The organism is Serratia sp. K1WW1, assembly GCF_055790865.1.
In genome coordinates, this window is sequence record NZ_CM147697.1 from 3,619,148 (window position 1) to 3,642,449 (window position 23,302).

Consider the following 23,302-nt stretch of genomic DNA (forward strand, 5'->3'; position numbering starts at 1 on the left):
AGAAAATTATGTACGATATTGCGCACTATTATCGGGCGACCAGCATAGACGATGCCGTGCGGCAATTAGCCGCCGATCCGCAGGCCCGGTTGATTGCTGGCGGTACCGACGTGCTGATCCAGCTCCATCATATGAACGGCAAATATCGCCATCTGGTGGATATTCACGGCCTGAACGAGCTGAACGGTATCGAGCTGCTGCCGGATGGCACAATGCGCATCGGCAGTGGCACCACCTTTAGCCAGATTATCGATTCACCGTTGGTGCAACGCCATATCCCGATCCTGGCAGAGGCAGCCGCGACGATCGCCGGGCCACAGGTGCGGAATATGGCCACGTTGGGCGGGAATATCTGCAACGGTGCCACCAGTGCCGATTCCGCCTCACCCTGTGTGGTGATGGAAGCCGAGCTGGAAATCGCTACCCCCACAGGGCTACGCCGCACGCCGATCCAGGGATTCCACACCGGCCCAGGCAAGGTCGCGTTAGGGCAAAATGAGGTCACCGTGGCGTTGCTGTTTAGGCCACTGCACTATCAGCACTTTGGTGCCAGCTATTATAAATACGCCATGCGTGGTGCGATGGATATTGCCACCATCGGCTGCGCGGCGGCCTGCAAAATTGAAAATGGCCACTTTAGCGCGGTGAAAATCGCCTTTGGCGTAGCGGCCCCAACGCCGATCCGTGGCCCAAATGCCGAGGCCGCAGCTCTGGGGCAGCCATTCAACGCGCAAACGCTCGCCGCCGTGCGTGAGGCGGTCATACGTGACGTGCTGCCACGTTCATCCTGGCGCGCCAGCAAAGAGTTCCGTATGCAAATCATCCGTACGCTGGCAGAGCGCGTGCTGGCCCAGGCGGCCCAACGTGCTGGAGGAGAGTTATCATGTTGATCAATTGCACCATCAATGGCCGCCCCTATCAGTTCGAGGTCGATCCCCGCCTGTCGCTGATGGAGTTACTGCGCCAGCAAGGGCTTAACAGCGTCAAACAAGGGTGCAGCGTGGGCGAGTGTGGTGCCTGTACCGTACTGATCGACGATGTCGCTACGGACACCTGTATTTATCTGGCGCTCTGGGCCGATGGCAAAACCATCCGCACCACCGAGGGCGAGGTGAAACAGGGCAAACTGTCTGCCGTACAGCAGGCTTATGTGAATGTAGGGGCGGTGCAGTGTGGTTTTTGTACGCCGGGACTGGTGATGACCAGTACCTCGATGGTGGAACGCTTTCGCGGCCACCGCCTTACCGAGCAGGAGATCCGCCGCGGCCTGGCCGGGAATTTATGCCGCTGCACCGGCTATACCTCGATCGTCAAGGCAGTGGAACAGGCGCAGCAGCTGGATGAGGAAATGCCGCGTTGAGAAACGCTGGTAAACGCTAGTGGTGGATTTGCGCCAGCTCTTCTTCTGAGAGACCGGTCAATTTCATCACTCTAGCCAGCTCGAGACCGTCCGCCAGCATGGCATGGGCTATTTTCAAAGCAGCTCCGCGTTCCCCTTTCTGGACTCCCTCCTGTAAACCCTCCTGTAATCCTTCCTGTAGTCCTTCCTTTCGCCCTTTTTGTTCGAGATATTCTGCAATAGTCATCAATTCCTCCTCATGCTGCGGCGCACATCTGGCCAATTCGCGGAGCAGTCTCTCCGGTTTGGTCGAACTCCCCATTTGCAGCATATAGTTAATCAACGATATCAGTTGTTCTTTAGTAGTGTATCCGGCCAATAATAATGTGACCAGCCGTTCCTGCAGTTCGAACAGGTCGCGATGGCGCACATGTTTTTGTAACAGCTCCAGAATGGCCATACGGCGGTGTTGCATGATCTCATCGTCGGGAATGACGGTAACGTCAACTAAAGGAAAATGTCCCGCATAAAGTTGCCTGGCTAATTCTGGATCACTGAACTCCTCAAACCAACTCATCGAATACGGATAAGGGGTGATCTGCCCGTGGTAAAAGAGCATCGGAATAACTAATGGTAGCCGATCGTGACCCACCTGAAGATGGCGTTGCATTGCTGCAATAGCATAACGTACCAAACGGAATGCCATATGTTTGTCGGGAGAACTTTGGTGTTCAATCAAAGCATAGACATACCCGTCATCCTTACCGGTTTTCAGCGAGTAAAGCACATCGGAGTAATAAGCACGCAGGTCGTCCTCGATAAAACTCCCTGGCTCTAGCTTTAACGTATTCAGATCGCAACTTTGCAGCAAATCTGGCGGCAAATGCAATGCCAGAAAGTCGCGGGCGGTGGCGGGATGGGTGAGGAACTGCTTAAAAACCGCATCATGCGTAGTGGGGGTAGGCTTTTTCATGTCGGTCATCCTGGACAAAACATGAGCAAAACCTACTACAAGCTGAACGTGGTTAAAATTACCAGCGCGCTACCTCTGGAGTTAACTCGCATTAACGAGGTTAAACATTGATAATGGGCGCAGTATTTGGAGTTCAGTTCACATTCAGCGCCCCTAAGTCGAAAAGATCGGTTATGCCATCAAATCGCCCAGCCACCGGCATAAAATATCACCAGCGCCACAGCGATAATCACCGTGCCAATATTCAGTTTGCGCCACTCGTTAGAGAACACACGGCCAATCACCAACGTACTGAAGCCCAGCATAATGCCGGTGACAATGTTACAGGTCAGCACGATAAATACCGCGCACACCAGGCCGGACATGGCATCGACAAAGTCGTCAAAATCCAGCTTGGCCACGTTGCTCAGCATTAGCAGGCCCACATACATCAGCGCCGGTGCCGTCGCATAGCCGGGGACCAGATAAGACAGCGGTGACAAGAACAGGATCAGCAAGAACAGTACGCCCACCACCGCCGCCGTCATGCCAGTTTTACCGCCAGCAGCCGTTCCCGCAGCAGACTCGATATACACCGCAGCGGGTGAGGCGCCAACCAATGCAGAGAACATGCTGCTCATGGAGTCGGCGGTTAACGCCCGGCCACCGTTGATAATCTGCCCGTCCTCGTCCAACAGGTTAGCCTGCCCGGCGACCGCCCGGATGGTGCCCGTGGCATCAAATACCGCCGTCATGACCAACGCCAATACGCTCGGCAGTACCGCCGGGTTCAACGCCCCTTTGATATCCAGGCTGAAAATCAGCGAGCTACCGTCCGGCCCGGACAGGCTCGGCAGCGCAAACAGCCCCTGATATCTTACGTTCGGGTCAAAGATCAGGCCGATAAGGGAAATACCGATGATCACTAATAAAATCCCACCCGGTACGCGCAGTTTCTCCAGCCCGAGGATCATCGCCAGGCCGAGCAGCGACATCATCACCGGGAAAGACACAAATGACCCCAGCGCCACCGGCAAACCGTCCAGCGGGTTCTTGATCACCATGCCGACACCGTTGGCAGCGATCAGCAGCAGGAACAAGCCAATACCAATCCCGGTGCCATGCGCGATACCCATCGGCAGGTTACGCAGGATCCATGAGCGTACCCCAGTTACCGAAATGGCGGTGAATATCAGCCCCATCAAGAAGATGGCCCCCAGGGCGACCGGAATGCTGATGTGCTGGCCAAGCACCAGGCTAAAAGCAGTAAACGCCGTCAATGAGATGGCGCAGCCAATAGCCATCGGCAAGTTAGCCCACAGGCCCATCACCAGTGAACCCACACCGGCAACCAGGCAGGTGGCGACAAACACCGCCGCAGGAGGGAAACCCGCCTTGCCCAACATGCCGGGCACCACGATCACCGAATAGACCATCGCCAAAAAGGTGGTCAAACCTGCCAATACTTCCTGCCGTACGCTGCTGCCCCGCTCGCTAATCTTAAAATAGCTGTCTAGCGAGCTGGCCGCTTTTGCTGACGTCACCTGCGATAAATTATTAGACATAGCAATGCCCTCTGAAAGTTTATACTCACATACCCTGTTAGTTACCCTGGCAAATGGCAGTGTGGTTATTTACGTGCGTTCATACACCAACCGGCCATCGACATAGGTGCGATAGATCGACCGGTCATCCCCTAGCGTCATCATGACAAACAGCTTATCCATCAAGGTTTTTGAGTTGTCGTAGCGCAACTGTTGCAGCGGCGTGGCCGTCGGCTCCAGCACCACAAAGTCCGCCTCTTTCCCCAGGTTGAAGTTACCAATGGTGTCCGCCAGCCCCAGGGCAACGGCCCCGCCCAACGTCGCCAGATAGAACGCCTCATATGCCGAGAGCCGGTAACCCTGCAGTTGCATGATTTTGTAAGCCTCGTTCAGCGTTTGCAGCATGTTGAAGGTGGTGCCCGCGCCGATGTCGGTGCCCATTCCCACCCGCACCTTTTTCCGCCAGGCGTTGGGCAAATTAAACAGGCCGCTACCGAGATACAGGTTGGAGGTCGGGCAAAAGGCAATGGATGATTGGGTTTGGTGCAGACAATCCCACTCGGCGTCTTCCAGATGCACACAGTGGGCAAATACGCTTTTTCTGCCGGTCATGCCGTAGTGATGGTAAACATCGAGATAACTTTTGCGCTCTGGGAACAGGGCTTTCACCCAAGCCACTTCATCCTTGTTTTCCGACAGGTGGGTATGCAGGTAAACATCCGGGTATTCCTGGCGCAGGCGTTGCACCATCTCCAACTGTGCCGGTGAGGAGGTTGGCGCAAAACGCGGGGTGATGGCGTATAACAGGCGGCCATTGTTATGCCAGCGCTCAATCAGCGCCTTGGTTTGGCTATAGCTGCTTTCTGGGGTATCCAGCAGGTAATCGGGCGCGTTGCGATCCATCATCACCTTACCGGCGATCATCCGCATATTGATATGGCGCGCCGACTCAAACAGCGCCTCTACCGATTCGGGATGCACGGTGCCGAACACCAGCGCGGTGGTGGTGCCATTACGCAGCAGCTGCTTGATGAAAAACGCCGACATCTCGCGGGCGTATTCCAGATCGTTATAGCGCTTCTCCGCCGGGAAGGTGTGCTTGTTCAGCCAGTCCAGCAGTTGTTCGCCATAGGCTCCTACCATTTCACATTGCGGATAATGAATATGGGTGTCGACAAACCCTGGCACGATCATTTTACCGCTGTAGTCGCGTACCCGGATGCTGTCGGGGACCTGGTGGTGCCCCTCTTCCCAGTCGCCAAACCACTCCACCCGCCCATCACGAACGATCAGTAGCCCGTCTTTAATAAAGCGCAGATGGCCTTCAATTTCTTCCGGATGTTGTACGGTGCGGGTGATATCGAGAAAACTGCCCCGCACGGCCTTGATTGATTGTTCACGCTCCATACTGAAATTCCTTATTACGCTGCTAAGTTAATCGGTATTTTTTTCCGCCGGAGCCACGTCTAATTCAATTTCCCTGACGTCGTTTTTTTCTTTGTTATTCAGCGGGATCAATAAATTGAGGAAAATAGCGGTCAGCCCACCAGCGCAGATTGGGTTTTCCACCAAGACATAAATCGACTCGGGCAAAATACGAAACACTTCCGGATCGTAAGAGACGCCAAGGCCCAGCCCCAGCGAGGTGGCGACGATGATGGTTTCGCGGCGGTTTAAACCGTTAGAGATGATGATGCGTATCCCGGCGATGGCGATCATCGAGAACATCAGCGTCATCGCGCCGCCGAGTACAGGCGCGGGGATGGTGGTAAAGAAGCGGCCAATAACCGGGAAAAGCCCCAGTACCACCAGGATCACGGCGATATATTTGCCGATATGGCGGGCGGCGACGCCGGTCATCTGGATCACGCCGTTATTCTGGGCAAAGGTGGTTAACGGTAACGAGCCCAGCATGGTGGCGATCACCGATACCAAGCCATCAGCCAGCACCCCACCGCTCAGACGAGAGGTATACTCCTCCCCTTTGATCGGCTGGTTGGAAACCATCGCGGTTGCAGTAATATCCCCGACCGCTTCCAGTACACTGAGCAGGTAAATGGTGCCAGCCACCAGAAAAGCGTGCAGATCGAAAGAGAAGCCATATTTGAAGGGTACAGGGAGAGTCATGAGCGGCAGGTTGCGCATCACCGAGAAATCGACCATCCCCAGGCAAAGCGCCACCACATAGCCGACGATAATACCAATGGCGATACCGCCCATACGCAACAGCGCATTTTGGCAACAGTTGAAGCCGATCACCACCAGGAGCACCAACAGGCCGATGCCAATACTTTCGTAGTTGCCAAAGGTGCCGCTGCTTTTAGCGGCAAAACCGCCACCAAAATCGATAATGCCCACTTTGATCAGACTCAGGCCAATCATCAGCACCACAATACCGCTGACAGTAGGGGTGATCACCCGTTTCAGATAGGGCAAAACAAACGAGGAGCCCACCACCAAGAATGCCCCCACAAAAGAGACACCCAGCAAAGTCGAAATCATTGCTTCAACATGCAGGCCGTCGGCTTTCATCGTGCTACCCAAGGCAATCATCACCGTCACGAAGGAAAAGTTGACCGACTGGATCGACAACAACCCCGAACCGACGCGACCATAGCGATGTACCTGCAACCAGGTCCCTACGCCTGAGGCAATCATGGCCATGGAAACCAGATAGGCGGTGATCTCTGGCGGTAACGATAGAGCGGTCCCCACAATCAATGCGGGTGCCACCATAGGGACAAAAATGGCTAACAAATGGGTGACCGCGCCAACAATACACTGGTCGAACGGCGGTTTATCTTCTAACTGATAAATAAGATCGCTATTGGGATTAGGTATATCAGACATCGCTTTACTCCTTGCCAGTAAATGTGATCATCTGATTCAATAATCACGCGTTAACTGCTCCACGCCCTGCTCTTTCGCCATGTTAATTCCACGGGCTAGCCTGAGCTTTTAGCTCATTAATCAATGGCGGCAATTACAGATTAGCTTTAGCTAATATATTGAATCGCTTATACCCGCCGTCGGTTTAACTAGGTAGGTATAGCGGGATAATGACCTTAATCAGTCATTATCCCGGCACGACTTATTCCACGAGAACTAAGCTGACAGCTTATTTAACCCCCTCAGGATTTTCTCAGGGGTGAAATGCCATTCACGCAGCCAAACGCCACAAGCATCGTGGATCGCCATGGCGATGGCCGGAGCCGCCCCGTTGACGCCAATCTCGGAGATCGACTTGGCCCCATATGGCCCCACCCGATCGTCACTGGGCACCAGGAACGCCTGGAAGTCCAGCGGGATATCACCAATCTTTGGTGCGCCATAGCTTTGCAAATCACGAGTGATCGGCGAGCCTTGGCTGTCATAGATAATCTCTTCCGTCATGCTGTGGCCAATGGCGCGCATTGACGCCCCGTAGATTTGCCCCAGCGCCAGCTCCGGGTTAACCGGGGTGCCGCAATCAAGCAAGGCATAGAACTTATCCAACCGGATCTCCCCGCTGCGCACATTGACCGCCACTTCGGCAAAGTTGGCGCCAAACGGGAAGGCAAAGTCAGAGGAGATATAGCTGGCGGTGGCCACCAGGGTGCCAAAGCCGGTGCCCGTCTCTGCCTTATGGGCAATCTGTGCGAACGTCACTTTGCCCTGTTTACCGCGCACCACGCCTGGAACCACCAGCGTGACGTCGCTTTCTGGCTCACCCAGCATCTGCGCGCCGTGGAACAGGATTTTCTTCCTGAGATTTTCCGCCGCATTCTTCGCCGCATTGCCGGAGAAGCAGGTGCCGGAAGAGGCGTAAGCCCCTTTATCAAACAGGGCATGATCGGTATCACCGGAAATCACATGCACGTCTGCGAACGGGCAGCACAACACTTCCGCCGCCAGTTTGCCCACGACCGTATCCAGCCCGGTGCCGATGTCCGCCCCGCCGGAATGCACGATAAAGGTACCGTCCGATTCCAGCTTGATCATGCAGTTGGCCTGATCGATATCCGGAATACCGGATTTTTGCATGATAATGGCTACGCCACGGCCAATCTGCCAGTCTCCCTGGCTGACTTTCGGTGAGCTCCACTGGATCAGCTCACGCCCTTTGCGCAAGATCGGCTCCAGCGCACAGCTGGCGGCACTTGGCACCGAAGTCGGCATTTTGCCTTCGCCAATCGCCCCGAGGATTTTCAACTCTTGCCCTTCAACTACCCGATTGCGCTCGATGATATCCAGCGGATCCATCTGCAGTTTTTCCGCCATCTCCGCCAGGATCATGGTCAGGGCGAAGTTGCCTTTTGGCGCACCGTAACCCTGATAAGCCCCGTTCGGACAGATGTTGCTGTAATAGGTGGTCACCTGGAAATTGACGTTATCGCAGGGATAGAGCGGCAGAGACAGCGCCGGGCCGTTGCTGGGCACCGTCAGCGCATGGTTGCCATAAGGGCCGGTATTGGCCAGGAAGTTCATGTCGATTGCCGTCAGGCGGCCGTCTTTTTTCGCGCCAATCTTCACCCGCACCTTGGCCACATGGCGCGAAGTGTTGCTGATGAACTCTTCTTCGCGGGTATAGTGGAAATAGACCGCACGACCGGTCACGCAGGTTGCCCAGGCACACACTTCTTCCAACAGGATATCCTGCTTGGAGCCAAAACCGCCGCCGACCCGCTCTTTGATCACGTGCACCTTATGCTGCTTAAGCCCGACGATCCTGGCGACCTGGCGGCGCAGGTGCCAAGGCACCTGGGTTGACGCGTGGATCACCAGCCGATCGCCGTCCATGTAGGTGTAGCAGACGTGCATTTCCGCCGGGCACTGCTGCACCTGTTTGGATTCGTAGGTGCGCTCCAGCACCACGTCCGCCTCGGCAAAGCCTTGATCCACGTTGCCAATGCGCCCATGTACCGCGGCGGCAATATTTCTGTGGGGTTTGGCACCAATCGGGAAGTTGATCGTCACATGCTCGGTGCCACGCTCTGCGCTACCCTTGTTCTGCTCGGCCAGGTCGTCCGGTGCGCCGTGGACGTAAACAATCGGTTCGTCGTGTACCAGCGGTGCCCCTTCCGCCATCGCCTCATCAATCGACATCACCGGTTTAAGCACTTGGTATTCAACGTCGATCAATGCCAGCGCGGCCAACGCAATCTCTTCGCTCTCGGCCACTACCGCCGCCACCCGGTCACCTACGTGACGCAGTTTTTGGCCAAACATCCGGCGATCCAGCGGTGAAGGTTCTGGCGCGCTCTGCCCACCGGGGGTGTAATAGATATCCGGGCAGTTGCGATGGGTGATCACATGCACCACCCCTGGCAACGCCTCGGCTTTGCTGACGTCCAGATGCGTGATCAAGGCATGAGGATGCGGGCTACGCAGCATCTTGATGATGCAGGCATTGCGGGCCACGCGGTCTTCTACGTAGCAAGGCTTGGCCTGTACCATCTTCGCCGCGTCCACCTTAGGGCACAGCTTACCGACCACGTTCAGATCGCTGCGGAATTCGGGAGCCGCGAGCGACTGGAATTCAGGATCGTTACGGCGAGCCACCGCCAGCGCTACGACCTGATAGAACTGCTGATAACCGGCATCACGGCTGAACAAGCCTGACAGCGCATCGTCTATTTGCGCGCGCGTTGGTTCCTCAATGCGGGCCAACAGATCCGTCAGGATCAGCGCCGCCGCCGCATCGTTATAGCCGGACTGGACGATCCCCACGTCCACCATTGCCTGTTGCACCAGGCTGAGCTGGTTCCAGCTTCCCAGCGCTTCGGCCGTGGTAACCGCGCCATTATCCAACTGGGCGGCGATCAGCAACGAGGCGTTGACCACCACACCGTTAAGCAGGATCGCGTCCGAACCGGCAAAACCGAAACCGTCATCGCTATTGCGGACCGAATGCATTCCCATCTTGAACAGCAGTTGCTGGACGTTTTCGCCGGGTTGGCACTGCATCTCCTGCGGGATGTCGTTGAGCGTAAAGCGAATATTCATCATGCTTTCTCCCCTGATGCCTGGCAAGCCGCCAACAGGTCTGCCACCACCACACCGGTGATATAGCGCTTATAGGCGCGGCTGCCACAGATGTCATCTGGCGGAGATATCATCTGCGCCACCGCCTGCTCCAACGCCGGGCCACACAGGCCACTGTTCTCTGCATCACGCAGGCGACCGGGTGCCACCACGCCGCTCAGGGCGATACGAATTTTCGCCTGCGCATCGCGGGATACCGCCGCAGTCACCACCGGCAACCCCGCCGCTGAACGGGCAATTTTACGGGTAGCGCAGGTACGGTAAGGATCTGGCAGTACCACCGCCAGCAGTAATTCACTGCCGCCGCACAGCGGATAGTCTTCCAGCGCCATCGTCTTGCCGCTGCCCACCACCACCTGGGCACTCAATGCCAGCAGCACCGGCAGCAGCACCGAATCTTTCGCTGCCGAAACGACTTCACCACCCAGCGTTGCCTGATTACGAATATGGCGGGAATAGACAAAACCCAGCGCCTCACGCAGGGCCTGCGGAATAAGCTGGGTATCCATTAAACGTTGTAAGGTAATGGTGGCACCGATATGCAATGCCCCCTGCTGCCAGCTCACCTGATCCAGCCCCAGCTGCGACAGCCCGATGGCAATCTTTTGCCGTGTTTTAGTGGGTGTGGCGTTTAGTTTGCTACCGCCGGCGAAATAGACGGCATCCTGCTGGAACTGGCGTTTTAGCTCTAGCGCCTGCTGTACCGATCCTGGCCGATAGAATTGCTCAATCATGTTGCACCCTCATCAATGTCAGCCGCCCCGGTGTTCGCAGGGCGGCGACCGGTTTAATTCAAGGCATCCATACGCTGCCACAGCTTGGCCGCAACCTTGCGCGCCTCTGCGTAGATCGGTTCCACATCGAACGGGAACTGGCGATCCTGATAGACCATACGGCCTTCCACCATTACGCTGTTGACGCTGCCAGCCCCCATGCCGAAGGCCAGATGCCCGCCGATATTTTGCGCCGCCAGCGGCGTGGGTGACGGGTAGTCGCAGATGGTCAGATCCGCTTTGTAACCGGCGTCCAGGCAGCCGAAGTTGGCGCCAAAGTTGCGCGCCAGCAGTTGGTTACCGTTGGCCAGGAAGCGGGCAAAGCTATCCGGCCACAGCGGCCCGCCCGCATCACGGTGTTTGAAGAAGGCAAACTTCAGCTCTTCAAACATGTCTGAGCCGATGCCATCGGTGCCGAGCGCCAGGTTGCGGTACTGCGCCAACTGATGGTTATAGCCCACGTGGTTGTTCATATTGGAGCGGGCGTTGTGCACCAGGAAGGCATCCTGCTGGTTGATCAGTTCGATATCCGCTGCAGACAGATACAGACCGTGGGCGACCAACGTTTTTGACCCGATCAGGTCGTATCGCGCCAGGCGCTCGATTAGATCCTTGCCATATTTGTCGTGGCTATGGGATACGTCGTAGCTGTCCTCGGCGGCGTGGATATGCAGACCACGGCCGGTACTTTTAACCGCCGCTTGCAGCATCTCCAACCCGGCATCAGAAACCGTGAACGGTGCGTGAGCGCCAATATGCGCCTCCACCAGGTAAGGCTCTTTACCGGCTTTTTTGGCAACGTCGATCAACTGGGCAAAGGCAATATTCTCCTCCACGCCAGCCCGCAGTTCGCGCTCCCCGCCGTTGCGATCGGTGGTTTCAAAACAGGTCATGCCACGCAGCCCGGTCTCGATAAAGCCTGCGCGCAGGGTTTTCAGCGAACCGGCGATAAAGTTGGGCGAGGCGTGGTGATCGATCACCGCCGTACAGCCGCTCTTGATGGCTTCCAGCGAGCAGATCAGGCCGCTGTAATACAGCGATTCCTCATCCAGCGCCCGATCCAGCCGCCACCACAGGTTCTTCAGCGTGGAGATAAAGTCCGGGCTTGGCGCGATGTTGGCCATAATCCCGCGTGATAACCCGGAGTAGAAATGGTTGTGAGCGCACACAATCCCTGGCATCACCCATTTGCCGTGCATATTGCGCACTTCGGCCTGGGGATATTTGGCCGCCAACCCTTGGCCCACCTCTTTGATCAACGCCCCTTCAATGGCGATATCGATACCGTGCTGTACGCTGGCGGGGTCGAGCTGCACGCCGGTTGCATTGGTTAATATCAGCATGATTACACCTCCACCTGGCCAAGGAGATAATGATGATGAGTGTGCACATGGCTGATAATGCGGCACATCTCCTCCAGTTCCGACGGCACTTGCTCAAGCTGGCCGTCGCTATCGATCTGCAGTTGGTAAAGCTTGCCGTCCTGCCGTACGCTGACCTGCGCCCCATCCACCAGGAACCCTGGATTGGTGCTGTTGGCAAAGTCCTGCGGCAGGCTGTAGATCGTCACTTTGTCTTTGTATGGCTTACCCTGCCACGGGCAGAACTGGGCGCAGTTGCCGCATTCGTTGCAGTAGGCATCCAGATGCAGGGTCTGGAAACGATCCTGGAAGCCCGGTATGGCAATCGACACGTTGGCGCGGTTCGGGCAAACGTCGACGCATTTGCTGCACACGTAGTTACATTCCAGACAGCGCTGGGCCTCTTGGGCCACGAAGGCTTCGCGCTCGGTTTTATCCACCAGCGCTACCGAAATAGCGCCTTTGCGGCGATAGATTTCCGCCGGATCGACGTTCGACCAGTATTTGTCGGCGTGATGGGTTTTGACGTTTTCCCGCGCCAGCACCGTTTCAGCGGCGTTGCGGGCGCTCCCGATGGCAGCAACAATGGATGACGGGCCACGCTGCACGTCGCCGATCAGGAAGACGTTCGGCCGGGTAGTTTCGCCGGTGGCGGTGTTGACCTGCGGATAGCCTGCGTCATCCAGCGGCACGCCCAGCTTATGCAGCACTTCCTCGTCAGCCTGCTCGCCAATGGCGGTGATCAAGGTATCCATCTGCAGCGTCAGGGTCTGTTCGGTGGCGACCGGGCGGCGGCGGCCCTTCTCGTCCGGCTCTCCCAGCGCCATCACTCTGGCCGTCAAGGTGCCGTTGGCATCAAAGTGTTCCGGGTTGGTAAGGAACATAAACTGTACGTTGTCCTCTACCGCCTCCTGATACTCTTCGCGGTAGGCTGGCATCTCATTAAGGGTACGGCGGTACAGCACGGTGACGTCCTGCACGCCTGGCACTTTCAATGCAGCCCTGGCACAGTCCATTGCCGTGTTACCAGCACCGACCACGGCCACGTGTTTGCCCAGGTTCATGGGCTTACCGAGGTTGAAATCGCGCAGGAACGGCAAGGATTTGTGGACGTTGCGGTTATTGCCCGCCAGCTTCACGCCGCTGTTTTTATCGGTGCCGATACCGATAAACACGTAGTCAAAGCCCTGCTGTTGCAGTTTGTCGACGGTCAGATCGGGATCGCAGCCATAAACCATCTTCACGCCGTGGGCGGCCACAAAGTCGATATCGTGCTCGATAAGCTCCGCCGGGATGCGGAACTGTGGAATGATGTTTTTCACCACCCCACCCGCATTCGCCTCACGCTCAAATAGCGTAACCTGATATCCGGCCCGAGCCAGGAAGTACCCAGCGGACAAGCCCGCCGGGCCGGCCCCCAAAATGGCAACCGGGCGTTTGCTGCCAGAGCCAGCCGGTTTATGCCAGCGGCGCTGATACTCATCCCAGCCCTTTTCCAAGGCCACCTTTTTCAGTTCGCGGATGTTCAGCGCGCTGTCGTAATCAAGACGGGTGCAGTTGTACTGGCACTGGTGATCGCAGATATGCCCGGTAATGGCTGGCAAGGCGTTACGCTGATAAATCAGCTCCAGCGCATCGGCATAGCGCTGTTCGCCCAGCAGCCGGATATATTCCGGGATATCCTGTTTGATGGCGCAGGCGGTGACGCAAGGAGCCACATAGCAGTCAATCATCGGCAGTGGGCCACCGGCGTCGATGCGATCCGTTGATTTCCAGTGTTTCTGGGTGTATTCCATGCTGACGGCCTTGTCTGCCAACGCTTGCAGCTTATCGACATCGATGCGAGTCATCTGCCAGCTATCGGAAGCGTCCAGCTCTTGCATGCACTCCGTCAGGCGTAAATAGCCGCCGGGCTTGAGCAGGTCGGTGGCCATGGTGATTGGCCGGATGCCGGTGTCAAAAATCTCGCGAACGTTAAACTTGCTTGCCCCGCCGGAATAGGAAATCGGCAGTTCCCCGTTGAACTCGCGGGAGAGAACTGCCGCCACGTTGATGGAAAGCGGGAACAACGCGCGCCCGGACATATACATCTCTTCGCCCGGCAAGGCGCCTTTATGGTTGATTGCCCCCAGGGTATTGGTCAGTTTGACCCCGAAGCCTAAATTTTGCTGTTTCCCCAGGTCGGTCAGGCGGTGCAACATCGCAATCGCCTGCTCCAGTTTGAGATCGTGCTCGAAAGACTCTTCTTTCAGCCCGACATAATCAAACCCGCAGCTATCCAGAATGGAACGCACACGCGGATAACCCAGCAGCGTCGGGTTTAATTTGACAAAGGTATTGAGCCGTTTTTCCTCCAGCATATAGCGGCAGATGGCTTCAATTTCATCTGGCGGGCAACCGTGCATGGTCGAAAGGGTAATACCACTGACCAATTGCGCTGGAATATGCTCTGGCAACTGTGCCAATGCCCCGCGTTGGGCGGATAAGGCGAACTGGCTAATAAAGCCCTCGTCCTTAACCCATGCGGCAAGAATATGTTGATACTCGGCATATTTCGGGTGCTGTGCAGAGTCCATCATGTTATGGATAAAGTCCTGCATCGGCGGCTGTTTAATCCCGTCGAGGTTATAACCCACGCTCATATTGAAAATGAAGGATTTACTTTCCCCCTTGGCACGTGGATCAAACATCTCTTCCAGCAGGTGCAGGGCAAACCAGGCTTTTAAATATTCATCATAGGCTTTGAGCAGCGTGAACTCGGTTGACCATTCGGTGTTGAAGCATTCGTCTTCGGCATCGATACAGGGCTTTTCCAGCTCCAACCGGTCGAGGATCTGCACGGTTTTCAATTCGATAAACCGCCCGCCGGTCAACCAGGAAACGATGATATTCTGCGCCAACTGAGTATGCGGGCCTGCGGCCGGGCCAAGTGGCGTTTCACAACTTTCATTGAAAACGTTAATCCGCCGATCGTCATGTTTGCGATAAAACTGCTTTTCTGGAATACCAAAAATAGACCGGCTCTCATGATATTCATCAAAAATCCGGGTTAACAGCGCCTTGAACGGAACGGGACGCATTAAATCTCCCATAGCTTTATCTCCTTGCGGCGAAATGCCTGAATGATGAGTCTGTAAAAACCTGAGGGCGGTTTTCCACAGCGGATAGGCATAACGCAGCAACAATCAGGCCAAATCTACCTACGGGGTTGGGCAGCAGTTAAATTCGTGAGGCAGTTCTAATTGTGAATTTTATTTGTGAACGGGCTCACAATCGCAAGTGAGAATAACAATCAGTGCCGATAGTCGCTTAATCATCACGGCTACGCTAATAGAATCAATTATCAAAAAAACATCGCCAGCTATCACTTTGATACGGCCAAATAGCACTTCGGTTAAAAACGAGACCGCAATCGATAAAGTATGAATGTTTGCCAAATATCGATTACATCAAGGTTGTTTGCGATTAAATCGGCACTCTATCCTGAAAAAACGCATATTGGTTATCGGTTAAATCACCGTTATTTACCCCGCTTTCTGGCTCACAAAACAGGCTATTTATGACGCCCAGCTTCAGAGAATTATTCAGTGAGGAATATCACCGCCTCGATCGGGGCCAGCCGCTGCTGATCGCCCTGATTGGCGCCGGGGGGAAAACCAGTACCCTGCACTGGCTGGCGCAGGCCTTTTATCACCAGGGCCAGCGCGTGCTGTTCACTACCACCACCAAGATGTACTTGCCCACCGCTGCCGACTACCACCACCTGTTGATAGGCCAACCGCCCACCGCCAGCAGCGCCCCGGCCATTACCGCCTGCTTCAGTCATTATCAGCCGCAGGATAACAAGGTTATCGGGTTAACCCCCGAGCAAATCGATGCAATCAAACAGCGTGGTGCCTTCGACGTGATCCTGGCCGAGGCGGACGGCTCCCGAGGGTTACCCTTGAAAGCCCCGGCAAGGCATGAACCTTGCATCCCCTCCCGCAGTGATTGTGTTATCGCGCTAACCGGAGGCCAGGTGATCGATCGTCCCGCAGACCCACAGCAAATTCACCGTTGGGCGATTTTCTCCGCGCTGACGGGGGTCACGGCCGGTGAAATACTGGATCACCGGGTATTCGACACCCTGATCTCGCACCCTGAAGGGATGTTCAAAGGTACGCCCTCTCAGGCGCGGCGGGTCTGGCTGATCAATCAGGTTTCTCATTGTGATAATCAACTGGCAGCCAGGTGGCAACCCCTGCTGCGGCCAGAGCTGAAGCTCAGCGCCATCTGGTTTGGCGCAGTGCAGGAGACCCCGGCGATCCACCACCTAATACGGCGCTTAACACGATAATATTTCTGAGGTTATTGACGAGGTCATCATGAATATCTTCGCCGAAGCTGCACGTTTAGAAGAGCAAAACCGGCCCTTTGCGCTCGCCCAGATTATCGAAAGCCGTGGCTCTACACCGCGCCATTCGGGACAGATGCTGGTGATGGCCGATGGTGGCTGTATCGGCACCATCGGTGGCGGCATGATCGAACGCCTGGTGATTGAACAGGCAATTGCCGCCATTACGGAGCGCAAGGCCAGGGTGTTTCATGGCCGCATGGCACGAACCGGGCAGGACGCGGTAGGCTCAGACTGCGGAGGCGCGATGTCGGTGTATATCGACGTGCACGGTCTACGCCCGCGCCTGATATTGATCGGGGCCGGGCACGTCAACCGCGCCATCGCCAGCGCCGCCAAGCCGCTGGGCTTTGATATTCACGTTGCCGATATCTACCCGGCCAGCCTCGACCCGGCGCTATTTCCGGTGGGCACCACTCTGGTTCATGGCGATACCTTCCCGGCGGCCATCGACAAGATGAATATTGATCCGGCCAACTTTGTGATTATCGCTACCAACAATCAGGATTGCGAGGCACTCAACGTGCTGATCGAGCAGCCACTGCGCTATCTGGGATTGCTGGCCAGCCGCCGCAAGGTGCAGACCTTTACCCAACAATTGCGCCAGCGCGGCGTAGATGATGGGAAGCTTGCCAGACTCCATGCCCCAATCGGCTACAACATCGGCGCAGAAACGCCGGAAGAAATCGCCATTAGCGTGCTGGCAGAGCTGCTGCAGGTGCGCAACCAATCCGCGGGCGGGCTGATGAAAAATGACATCCGCTTAACGCGCGACAAACTGGTGGTGATCCGTGGCGCAGGCGATATCGCCACTGGCGTGGCGCTGCGGCTGTATCACGCGGGTTTTCAGGTCATCATGCTGGACATTGCCCAACCGACCGCCATTCGCCGGACGGTGGCATTTGCTCAGGCGATGTTTGACGGCAAAACCTGCGTGGAGGGCGTCACCGCCTGCCTGGCCAACGACGTCAACGAAGCTTTCGACATCATCAACCGTGGCGAGATCCCGCTGCTGGTTGACCCAGAGACCCGCAGCCTGGAGCAGCTCAAACCCCGTTTTCTGGTGGATGCCATCCTGGCCAAGCAAAACCTGGGAACCCATCGCAATATGGCCCCGATCACCGTGGCTCTCGGCCCTGGTTTCAACGCCGGGCAGGATTGCGATGCAGTGATCGAAACCAATCGCGGCCATGCTCTGGGCCGGGTGATTTATCAAGGCTACACCCATCCCAATACCGGCATTCCCGGTAATATCGCTGGCCACACCACCCGCCGGGTGATCCGTGCCCCCGCCGATGGCGTTATGCAATGTCGCGTCGCTTTAGGAGATTTGGTGCAGGAGGGGGATGTAGTGGCCCACTGCGGCGAGGTGCCGGTGATTGCGCCGCTTTCAGGTATGGTACGCGGTTTGCTGCATGATGGGCTGGAGGTCAAAACCGGCACTAAAATCGGTGATATCGATCCGCGCGGTACGCTGGCGGATTACACCACGGTGTCAGATAAAGCGCGGGCCGTCGCCGGGGCGGTGCTTGAAGCCATTATGAAACTTGGCCGCAGATAGCGATTGTTAACTCACAAGGGGGCGGTATGCAGCGCCCCTACAAGTGAGTCTGGTGCCTGTGATTAATGGCTAATCACCGTGCCGGTCTTGCCTTCAATGCCCTGCTGAGCCTTGCTCAAGACCGTGATTAACGCCTGACGCCCTGGCTTGGATTCAGCAAACGCCACCGCCGCCTCTACCTTCGGCAGCATTGAGCCTTTGGCAAAGTGCCCTTCTTCGATAAAGCGCTGGGCATCGGCAATGCTCAACTGCTCCAGCCATTGCTCATTCGGTTTGCCAAAGTTGATCGCCACCTTTTCCACTGCGGTGAGGATGATCAGCATATCGGCATCGATCATCTCTGCCAGTTTGGCACTGGCCCAGTCTTTGTCGATCACCGCGCTGGCTCCCCGCAGGTGGTTGCCTTCACGGATCACCGGAATCCCCCCGCCCCCCACGGTGATCACCACCTGCCCGGCCTCCATCATGGCGCGTACCGTTTCTTTCTCCACGATATCGATCGGCTTGGGCGAAGCCACAACCCGGCGATAACCACGGCCCGCATCCTCTACCATGTTGTAACCGTTCTTGGTCAGTTGGCTGGCTTCGGCCTTGGTAAAGAACGAGCCAATCGGCTTGGTGGGATTGAGAAACGCCGGATCGCTGCCGTTGACGATCACCTGAGTGATCAGCGTGGCTACCGGTTTGTCGATATTGCGATCGAGCAACTCTTCACGCAGGGCGTTTTGCAGGTCATAACCTATATATCCCTGGCTCAACGCGACGCACACCGACATCGGCAGCATCGGCGTATGGGCTTCACTTTTTGCCGCCGCCTCAAACGCCAGGTTGATCATGCCCACCTGCGGGCCATTGCCGTGGGTGACCACCACCTGGTGGCCGTGCTCGATTAAATCGACAATCGCCCGCGCGGTGGTTTTGACCGCCTGCATCTGTTCCTCCAGGCCCTCACCCAATGCGTTACCGCCCAATGCCAGAACTATTTTCTTGTTCATTTTGATCCTTATTGATTAGTGCAACGTATGACTCCCTCACCCTAACCCTCTCCCCAAGGAGAGGGGACCGTCCGTGCCACGTTGTTATTGCGGTGTCTTACTTCAACATTTTACGGGCCACAACACCGTACTACTCCCTCGCCCTATGGGAGAGGGTTGGGGTGAGGGGCAACACAAGACTCTGTTATCCCATTTTTGCCGCGATCTGGGCATTGAAAGGCCGACGACGCAAGAACTGCCCGTACCCCTGCCGCCCGGTAAATTCACCATTGCGAGCCACGATTTCGCCCCGGCACATCGTCAGCACCGGCGCGCCCTGGCACTGAAAACCTTCATAAGGGGAATAGTCCACATTGTCATGGAGCCGAGCGTGGCTGATAGCCGTGGATTGGCGCGGATCAAAGATCACCACGTCGGCATCTGCACCGGGGTTTAGATTACCTTTACGCGGCCACAGGCCGAACAACCGCGCCGGGTTGCTGCTGGTGAGCGCCACAAAGCGTGAAGGGGAAATCCGCCCGCTCATCACCCCGTGAGAGAACAGCAGCATCATGCGATTCTCGACCCCAGGCAGGCCGTTCGGGCAGCGGGTAAAGTCCCCTGCCGCCATTGCTTGCCGTTGGTGGTAAGGGAATGTGCAGTGATCGGTAGCGACGGTATCGATCGAACCATCGGCAATGCCTACCCATAGGCGGTCCAACTCCCGTTGGTCACGCAGCGGCGGGCTGAGGATGTATTTCGCCCCATCTTCACGCAGGTAACATTGTTCGTTGAGCAGCAGATACTGCGGGCAGGTTTCTACCCACACCGGTTGACGCTGTTGGCGTGCCAGACGCAAATAATCCAGCCCCAGCCCATTGGATAAATGGACGATGTACAGCGGCGCGTTGTCTGCCAGATGGGCCAGATTGATCATCCGGCCAATTGCTTCAGCCTCACATTCCAACGGGCGGCTTAATGCGTGGTGGATCGGCGCTGTTTTACCGGCGGCCACCAGCGCAGCACGGCGCAAAGCAATCGCGGCATCGTTTTCTGGGTGGACGGTAGTCAATGCCCCAACCTGCCGCAGTTGCCCCAAGGCCCGCAGCACGTCGGTATCATTGATCTTGTAGAGGTAGGTCAGATACAGCTTAAAGCTGCTAATCCCTTCGTCATGCACCATGCTGGCCATCTCTTCGAGAATGCCGTCGTCGATATGCTGGATCACGCCGTGAAAGCCGTAGTCGACCGCCGCATTGCCAGCCGCATACTGGTGGTAGACGTTGAGCTGGTGATGGAGATTGCAGCCCGCCGGGCCAAATCCCATATGATCGATAATGGTGGTCGTGCCACCGCAGGCTGCCGCACGGGTGCCGCTGAAAAAATCGTCGCAGCTGCGGGCGATGCCGACATCAATATTGAAATGGGTATGGACATCAATGCCGCCGGGCATGACATAGCAGCCGGAAGCATCGATAACTTCACAATGGCTATCGGCTTCGATCGCCGTGTCGCGCTGGCAGATCACCCCGTTTTCAATCAACAAATCCTGAGCGTACTGCCCGTCGCTATCAACCAGAATGCCGTTCTTAATTAGCTGCTTCATTGCTAGGCACTCCATAAAAAAATCCGGCGGAGGGGGCCGGGTATTTAACCATGTGATACTTGTTGGATAAGGTGTTGCTTGGACCCCTCACCCTAACCCTCTCCCACAGGGAGAGGGGACCGAACGTGCGACCACTCGTTACAGCATTCTTCTTTAAATCAGATAGTTACAAATTAACTCCTGGATCCAACCACAGGCTCCGGACAGCTCCCTCTCCCTGTGGGAGAGGGTTGGGGTGAGGGGTCGCTTATTTCTGCAACTCTTCCAGATAAGCCAAAGGCACGGCGGCATACATAGCCGCACAGGTCACCAGATGGTCTTTCCAGGTTTTCTCGTTCGGCGCGTGGGCTTCAGGCTCTTTGCCCGGGCCAAAACCGATCACCGGAATACCGTGACGCCCCATGATGGAGACCCCGTTGGTTGAGAAGGTCCACTTATCCACCACCGGCTGCTTCTTGAACAGGCCCTGATAGGCCTTGCTCAGGGTTTTCACCGTGATGTGATCTTCTTCGACCTTCCAGGTTGGGAAGTAGCATTCGGTTGGGTACACCAGACCGGTGTAGGACGGACGACTATAGTCATACATCGACACGACTGCCTTGGCCGCCTGTACCGCTGGCAACGCACGGATCTCGTCCAACGCCCCTTCCCAGGTTTCGCCCCAGGTCAGGCGGCGGTCGATGGATACCGCACAGCTGTCTGCTACCGCACAGCGGCTAGGTGAGGTGAAGAAAATCTCTGAAACGGTGAGCGTGCCTTTACCCAGGAAATCGTCGTTACCCAAGTTGCCGGACAGCTGTTGCAGTTCGTTGAGGATTGGGCCCATTTTGAAAATGGCGTTGTCACCACGCTCCGGTGCCGAGCCGTGGCAGCTGATGCCTTGCACATCCACGCGGATTTCCATACGGCCACGCTGGCCGCGGTAGATCTGGCAGTCGGTCGGTTCGGTGCTGATCACGAACTCTGGGCGGATGTTGGATTGCTCAATAATGTACTGCCAGCACAGGCCGTCGCAGTCTTCCTCCTGCACGGTGCCGGTCACCAGCAGCGTATACTGATCTTCCAGCCCCAGATCCTTGATGATTTTGCCCGCGTAGACCATGGAAGCCATGCCGCCTTCCTGATCCGATGCGCCACGGCCACCGATGATCTCATCGTTTTCCATGCCCTGATACGGGTCAAATGTCCAGTTCTTGATGTTGCCGATGCCGACGGTATCAATATGCGCGTCCATCGCAATCAGGTGTGGGCCGTGGCCGATATAGCCCAGAATGTTCCCCATCGGGTCAATCTCAACCTTGTCGAACCCGACCTTCTCCATCTCTTTCTTGATACACAACACCACCCGCTTTTCGTCACAGCTTTCACTCGGGATGGCGATCATGTCCCGCAGGAAGCGCGTCATCTCATCTTTGTATTGGTAGGCTTTCTCTAACACCAATTCGAAAGGAATTTGCTTTGCCATTGTGTTCTTTCTCCAATTTTTTATTACCCCTCGCTGCTGCGAGAGGTTGAGTAATCTGACGGCGGTGGTTAAACCGGATGCTTCCCTTCCCACACCACTTCGCGATAGTGCTTCACGTCGGTATCGCCTTCGGAGCTGATTAACAGCACTACCGACTGGCTATTCAGCCCGAGTTTTTGCATCAGCTGCGCACGTTGCGGGCTGTGATGTACCGCAGCCAACACGCCCAACCCCACGGCACCGGACTCGCCGGAGATAATGCGCGGATCGTTACCCAGCGGATTACCCAACACTCGCATCCCTAACGCCGCCACGCTGTCCTGGCAGGAAATAAATTGCGTGGCGCAGTTACGCAGCAGCGGCCAGCCCAAGGGGTTAGGCTCACCACAGGCCAGACCGGCCATGATGGTGGCCATATCGCCGCCCACGTTGACGATTTCCCCTTTTACCCCGGAGCGATAAACGCAGTCGGCCAGCTCCGGTTCGACAATCACCGAATGCAGCTTATCCGCGCCAAACACGTCTACCAGATAGCCCAGCACGCCCGCGGCCATCGCCCCGACACCGGCCTGTAACAGCACATGGGTTGGCCGCTCGATCTGCATCTGCCGCATCTGTTCGGCCGCTTCGTCTGCCAGCGTGGCGTAACCCTGCATGATCCAGGTTGGGATCTTGGTGTAGCCTTCCCAGGCGGTGTCCTGTACCACTTGCCAGCCGCGTTCCTGGGCCGTTTTCATGGTCAGGCGCACGGTATCGTCGTAGTTCATATCGGTGACGATGCACTCGGCACCCAGGTTGAGAATGTGATCCACCCTCTCCTGCGCCGAGCCTTTAGGCATATACACTACCGCATGCTGGCCTAGCTGTTGCGCCGCCCAGGCAACCCCCCTGCCATGGTTGCCATCGGTGGTGGTGGCGAAGGTCATTTTCTCGGTCGCCGTGGCTTTAAACTTTTCGAAAGAAAACGCATTAATATCAATCTGGTACTTTTCACACAGCAGTTGAGCAATGGCGTAAGCACCGCCGAGCATCTTGAAGGCGTTTAAACCAAAGCGTTTGGATTCGTCTTTGACCAGGATTTTCCGCACGCCAAACAGCTGCGCGAGATCGTCCAACGCGCATAACGGCGTTGGCTGATAACCCGCGATCTTTTTATGAAACTCGCGCGCTTTCTGCGCTTGCGCCTTAGAGAACAGAGGGGAGGTTTCGCCGTTAAAATAACGGTTATCCTCTATCGCCACTTTCAATGAAAAAACCGACATAACCGCTACCTCTTCTGGTCGCATTAACTTTCACCGTGCAGGGACACC

At 56.3% G+C, this 23,302-nt stretch carries 16 protein-coding genes; 4 read left to right on the plus strand and 12 right to left on the minus strand.

Annotated features, from left to right (window positions below):
- Nucleotides 1-8 precede the first annotated feature (8 nt).
- Nucleotides 9-890, plus strand: a complete 882-nt coding sequence (xdhB, locus tag ACX9GU_RS16420; RefSeq protein ID WP_473192240.1) for a xanthine dehydrogenase FAD-binding subunit XdhB — start codon at nt 9-11, stop codon at nt 888-890.
- The gene (gene xdhC / locus ACX9GU_RS16425) at nt 884-1,360 is read left to right on the plus strand and encodes a xanthine dehydrogenase iron sulfur-binding subunit XdhC (protein ID WP_059200472.1); all 477 of its coding nucleotides are present in this window, start codon (nt 884-886) and stop codon (nt 1,358-1,360) included. The genes xdhB and xdhC overlap by 7 nt, the downstream gene beginning before the upstream one ends.
- Before the next feature lie 16 nt (nt 1,361-1,376).
- On the opposite strand, the gene ACX9GU_RS16430 is transcribed toward xdhC, so the two are convergent.
- The 8 genes from ACX9GU_RS16430 to ygfK form a co-directional block, all read right to left on the minus strand.
- Nucleotides 1,377-2,321 (minus strand): Rpn family recombination-promoting nuclease/putative transposase, encoded by a 945-nt coding sequence (locus ACX9GU_RS16430; RefSeq protein WP_473192241.1) that lies wholly within the window; start codon nt 2,319-2,321, stop codon nt 1,377-1,379.
- A gap of 170 nt (nt 2,322-2,491) precedes the next feature.
- Complete coding sequence (locus ACX9GU_RS16435) at nt 2,492-3,856, minus strand: NCS2 family permease (RefSeq protein WP_473192242.1); 1,365 nt, start codon at nt 3,854-3,856, stop codon at nt 2,492-2,494.
- Between the two features lie 69 nt (nt 3,857-3,925).
- The gene (guaD, locus tag ACX9GU_RS16440; RefSeq protein WP_473192243.1) at nt 3,926-5,242 is read right to left on the minus strand and encodes a guanine deaminase; all 1,317 of its coding nucleotides are present in this window, start codon (nt 5,240-5,242) and stop codon (nt 3,926-3,928) included.
- A gap of 27 nt (nt 5,243-5,269) precedes the next feature.
- Nucleotides 5,270-6,685 carry a nucleobase:cation symporter-2 family protein gene (locus tag ACX9GU_RS16445; protein ID WP_473192244.1) on the minus strand — a complete coding sequence of 472 codons (1,416 nt, stop codon included), beginning with the start codon at nt 6,683-6,685 and terminating at the stop codon, nt 5,270-5,272.
- Nucleotides 6,686-6,940: 255 nt separating this feature from the next.
- On the minus strand, nt 6,941-9,820 hold the full coding sequence (locus ACX9GU_RS16450; protein WP_473195200.1) for a molybdopterin-dependent oxidoreductase Mo/Fe-S-binding subunit: 2,880 nt from the start codon (nt 9,818-9,820) through the stop codon (nt 6,941-6,943).
- A complete protein-coding gene (ygfM, locus tag ACX9GU_RS16455; protein WP_473192245.1) occupies nt 9,820-10,593 on the minus strand; it encodes a molybdopterin-dependent oxidoreductase FAD-binding subunit in 774 nt (257 codons plus the stop codon). Before ygfM ends, ACX9GU_RS16450 begins: the two co-directional genes overlap by 1 nt.
- A 53-nt stretch (nt 10,594-10,646) precedes the next feature.
- Nucleotides 10,647-11,975 (minus strand): putative aminohydrolase SsnA, encoded by a 1,329-nt coding sequence (gene ssnA / locus ACX9GU_RS16460; RefSeq protein WP_473192246.1) that lies wholly within the window; start codon nt 11,973-11,975, stop codon nt 10,647-10,649.
- A 2-nt stretch (nt 11,976-11,977) separates the two neighbouring features.
- Complete coding sequence (ygfK, locus tag ACX9GU_RS16465; RefSeq protein ID WP_473192247.1) at nt 11,978-15,085, minus strand: putative selenate reductase subunit YgfK; 3,108 nt, start codon at nt 15,083-15,085, stop codon at nt 11,978-11,980.
- A 467-nt stretch (nt 15,086-15,552) separates the two neighbouring features.
- Here ygfK and yqeC point away from each other — a divergent pair, with 467 nt between their 5' ends.
- Both yqeC and yqeB read left to right on the plus strand, forming a co-directional pair.
- Complete coding sequence (gene yqeC / locus ACX9GU_RS16470) at nt 15,553-16,329, plus strand: selenium cofactor biosynthesis protein YqeC (RefSeq protein ID WP_473192248.1); 777 nt, start codon at nt 15,553-15,555, stop codon at nt 16,327-16,329.
- 28 nt (nt 16,330-16,357) lie between these two features.
- Entirely contained in the window at nt 16,358-17,947 is a 1,590-nt protein-coding gene (gene yqeB / locus ACX9GU_RS16475; RefSeq protein ID WP_473192249.1) for a selenium-dependent molybdenum cofactor biosynthesis protein YqeB, read from the plus strand.
- Between the two features lie 62 nt (nt 17,948-18,009).
- Here the strand turns inward: yqeB and arcC are convergent, their stop codons facing one another.
- The 4 genes from arcC to dpaL form a co-directional block, all read right to left on the minus strand.
- Nucleotides 18,010-18,942 (minus strand): carbamate kinase, encoded by a 933-nt coding sequence (gene arcC / locus ACX9GU_RS16480; protein WP_473192250.1) that lies wholly within the window; start codon nt 18,940-18,942, stop codon nt 18,010-18,012.
- 184 nt (nt 18,943-19,126) lie between these two features.
- Nucleotides 19,127-20,527 (minus strand): dihydropyrimidinase, encoded by a 1,401-nt coding sequence (hydA, locus tag ACX9GU_RS16485; RefSeq protein WP_473192251.1) that lies wholly within the window; start codon nt 20,525-20,527, stop codon nt 19,127-19,129.
- A 247-nt stretch (nt 20,528-20,774) separates the two neighbouring features.
- Complete coding sequence (locus ACX9GU_RS16490; protein WP_186486189.1) at nt 20,775-21,992, minus strand: YgeY family selenium metabolism-linked hydrolase; 1,218 nt, start codon at nt 21,990-21,992, stop codon at nt 20,775-20,777.
- A gap of 68 nt (nt 21,993-22,060) precedes the next feature.
- Complete coding sequence (gene dpaL / locus ACX9GU_RS16495; protein ID WP_261461211.1) at nt 22,061-23,254, minus strand: diaminopropionate ammonia-lyase; 1,194 nt, start codon at nt 23,252-23,254, stop codon at nt 22,061-22,063.
- Between the last annotated feature and the right edge of the window lie 48 nt (nt 23,255-23,302).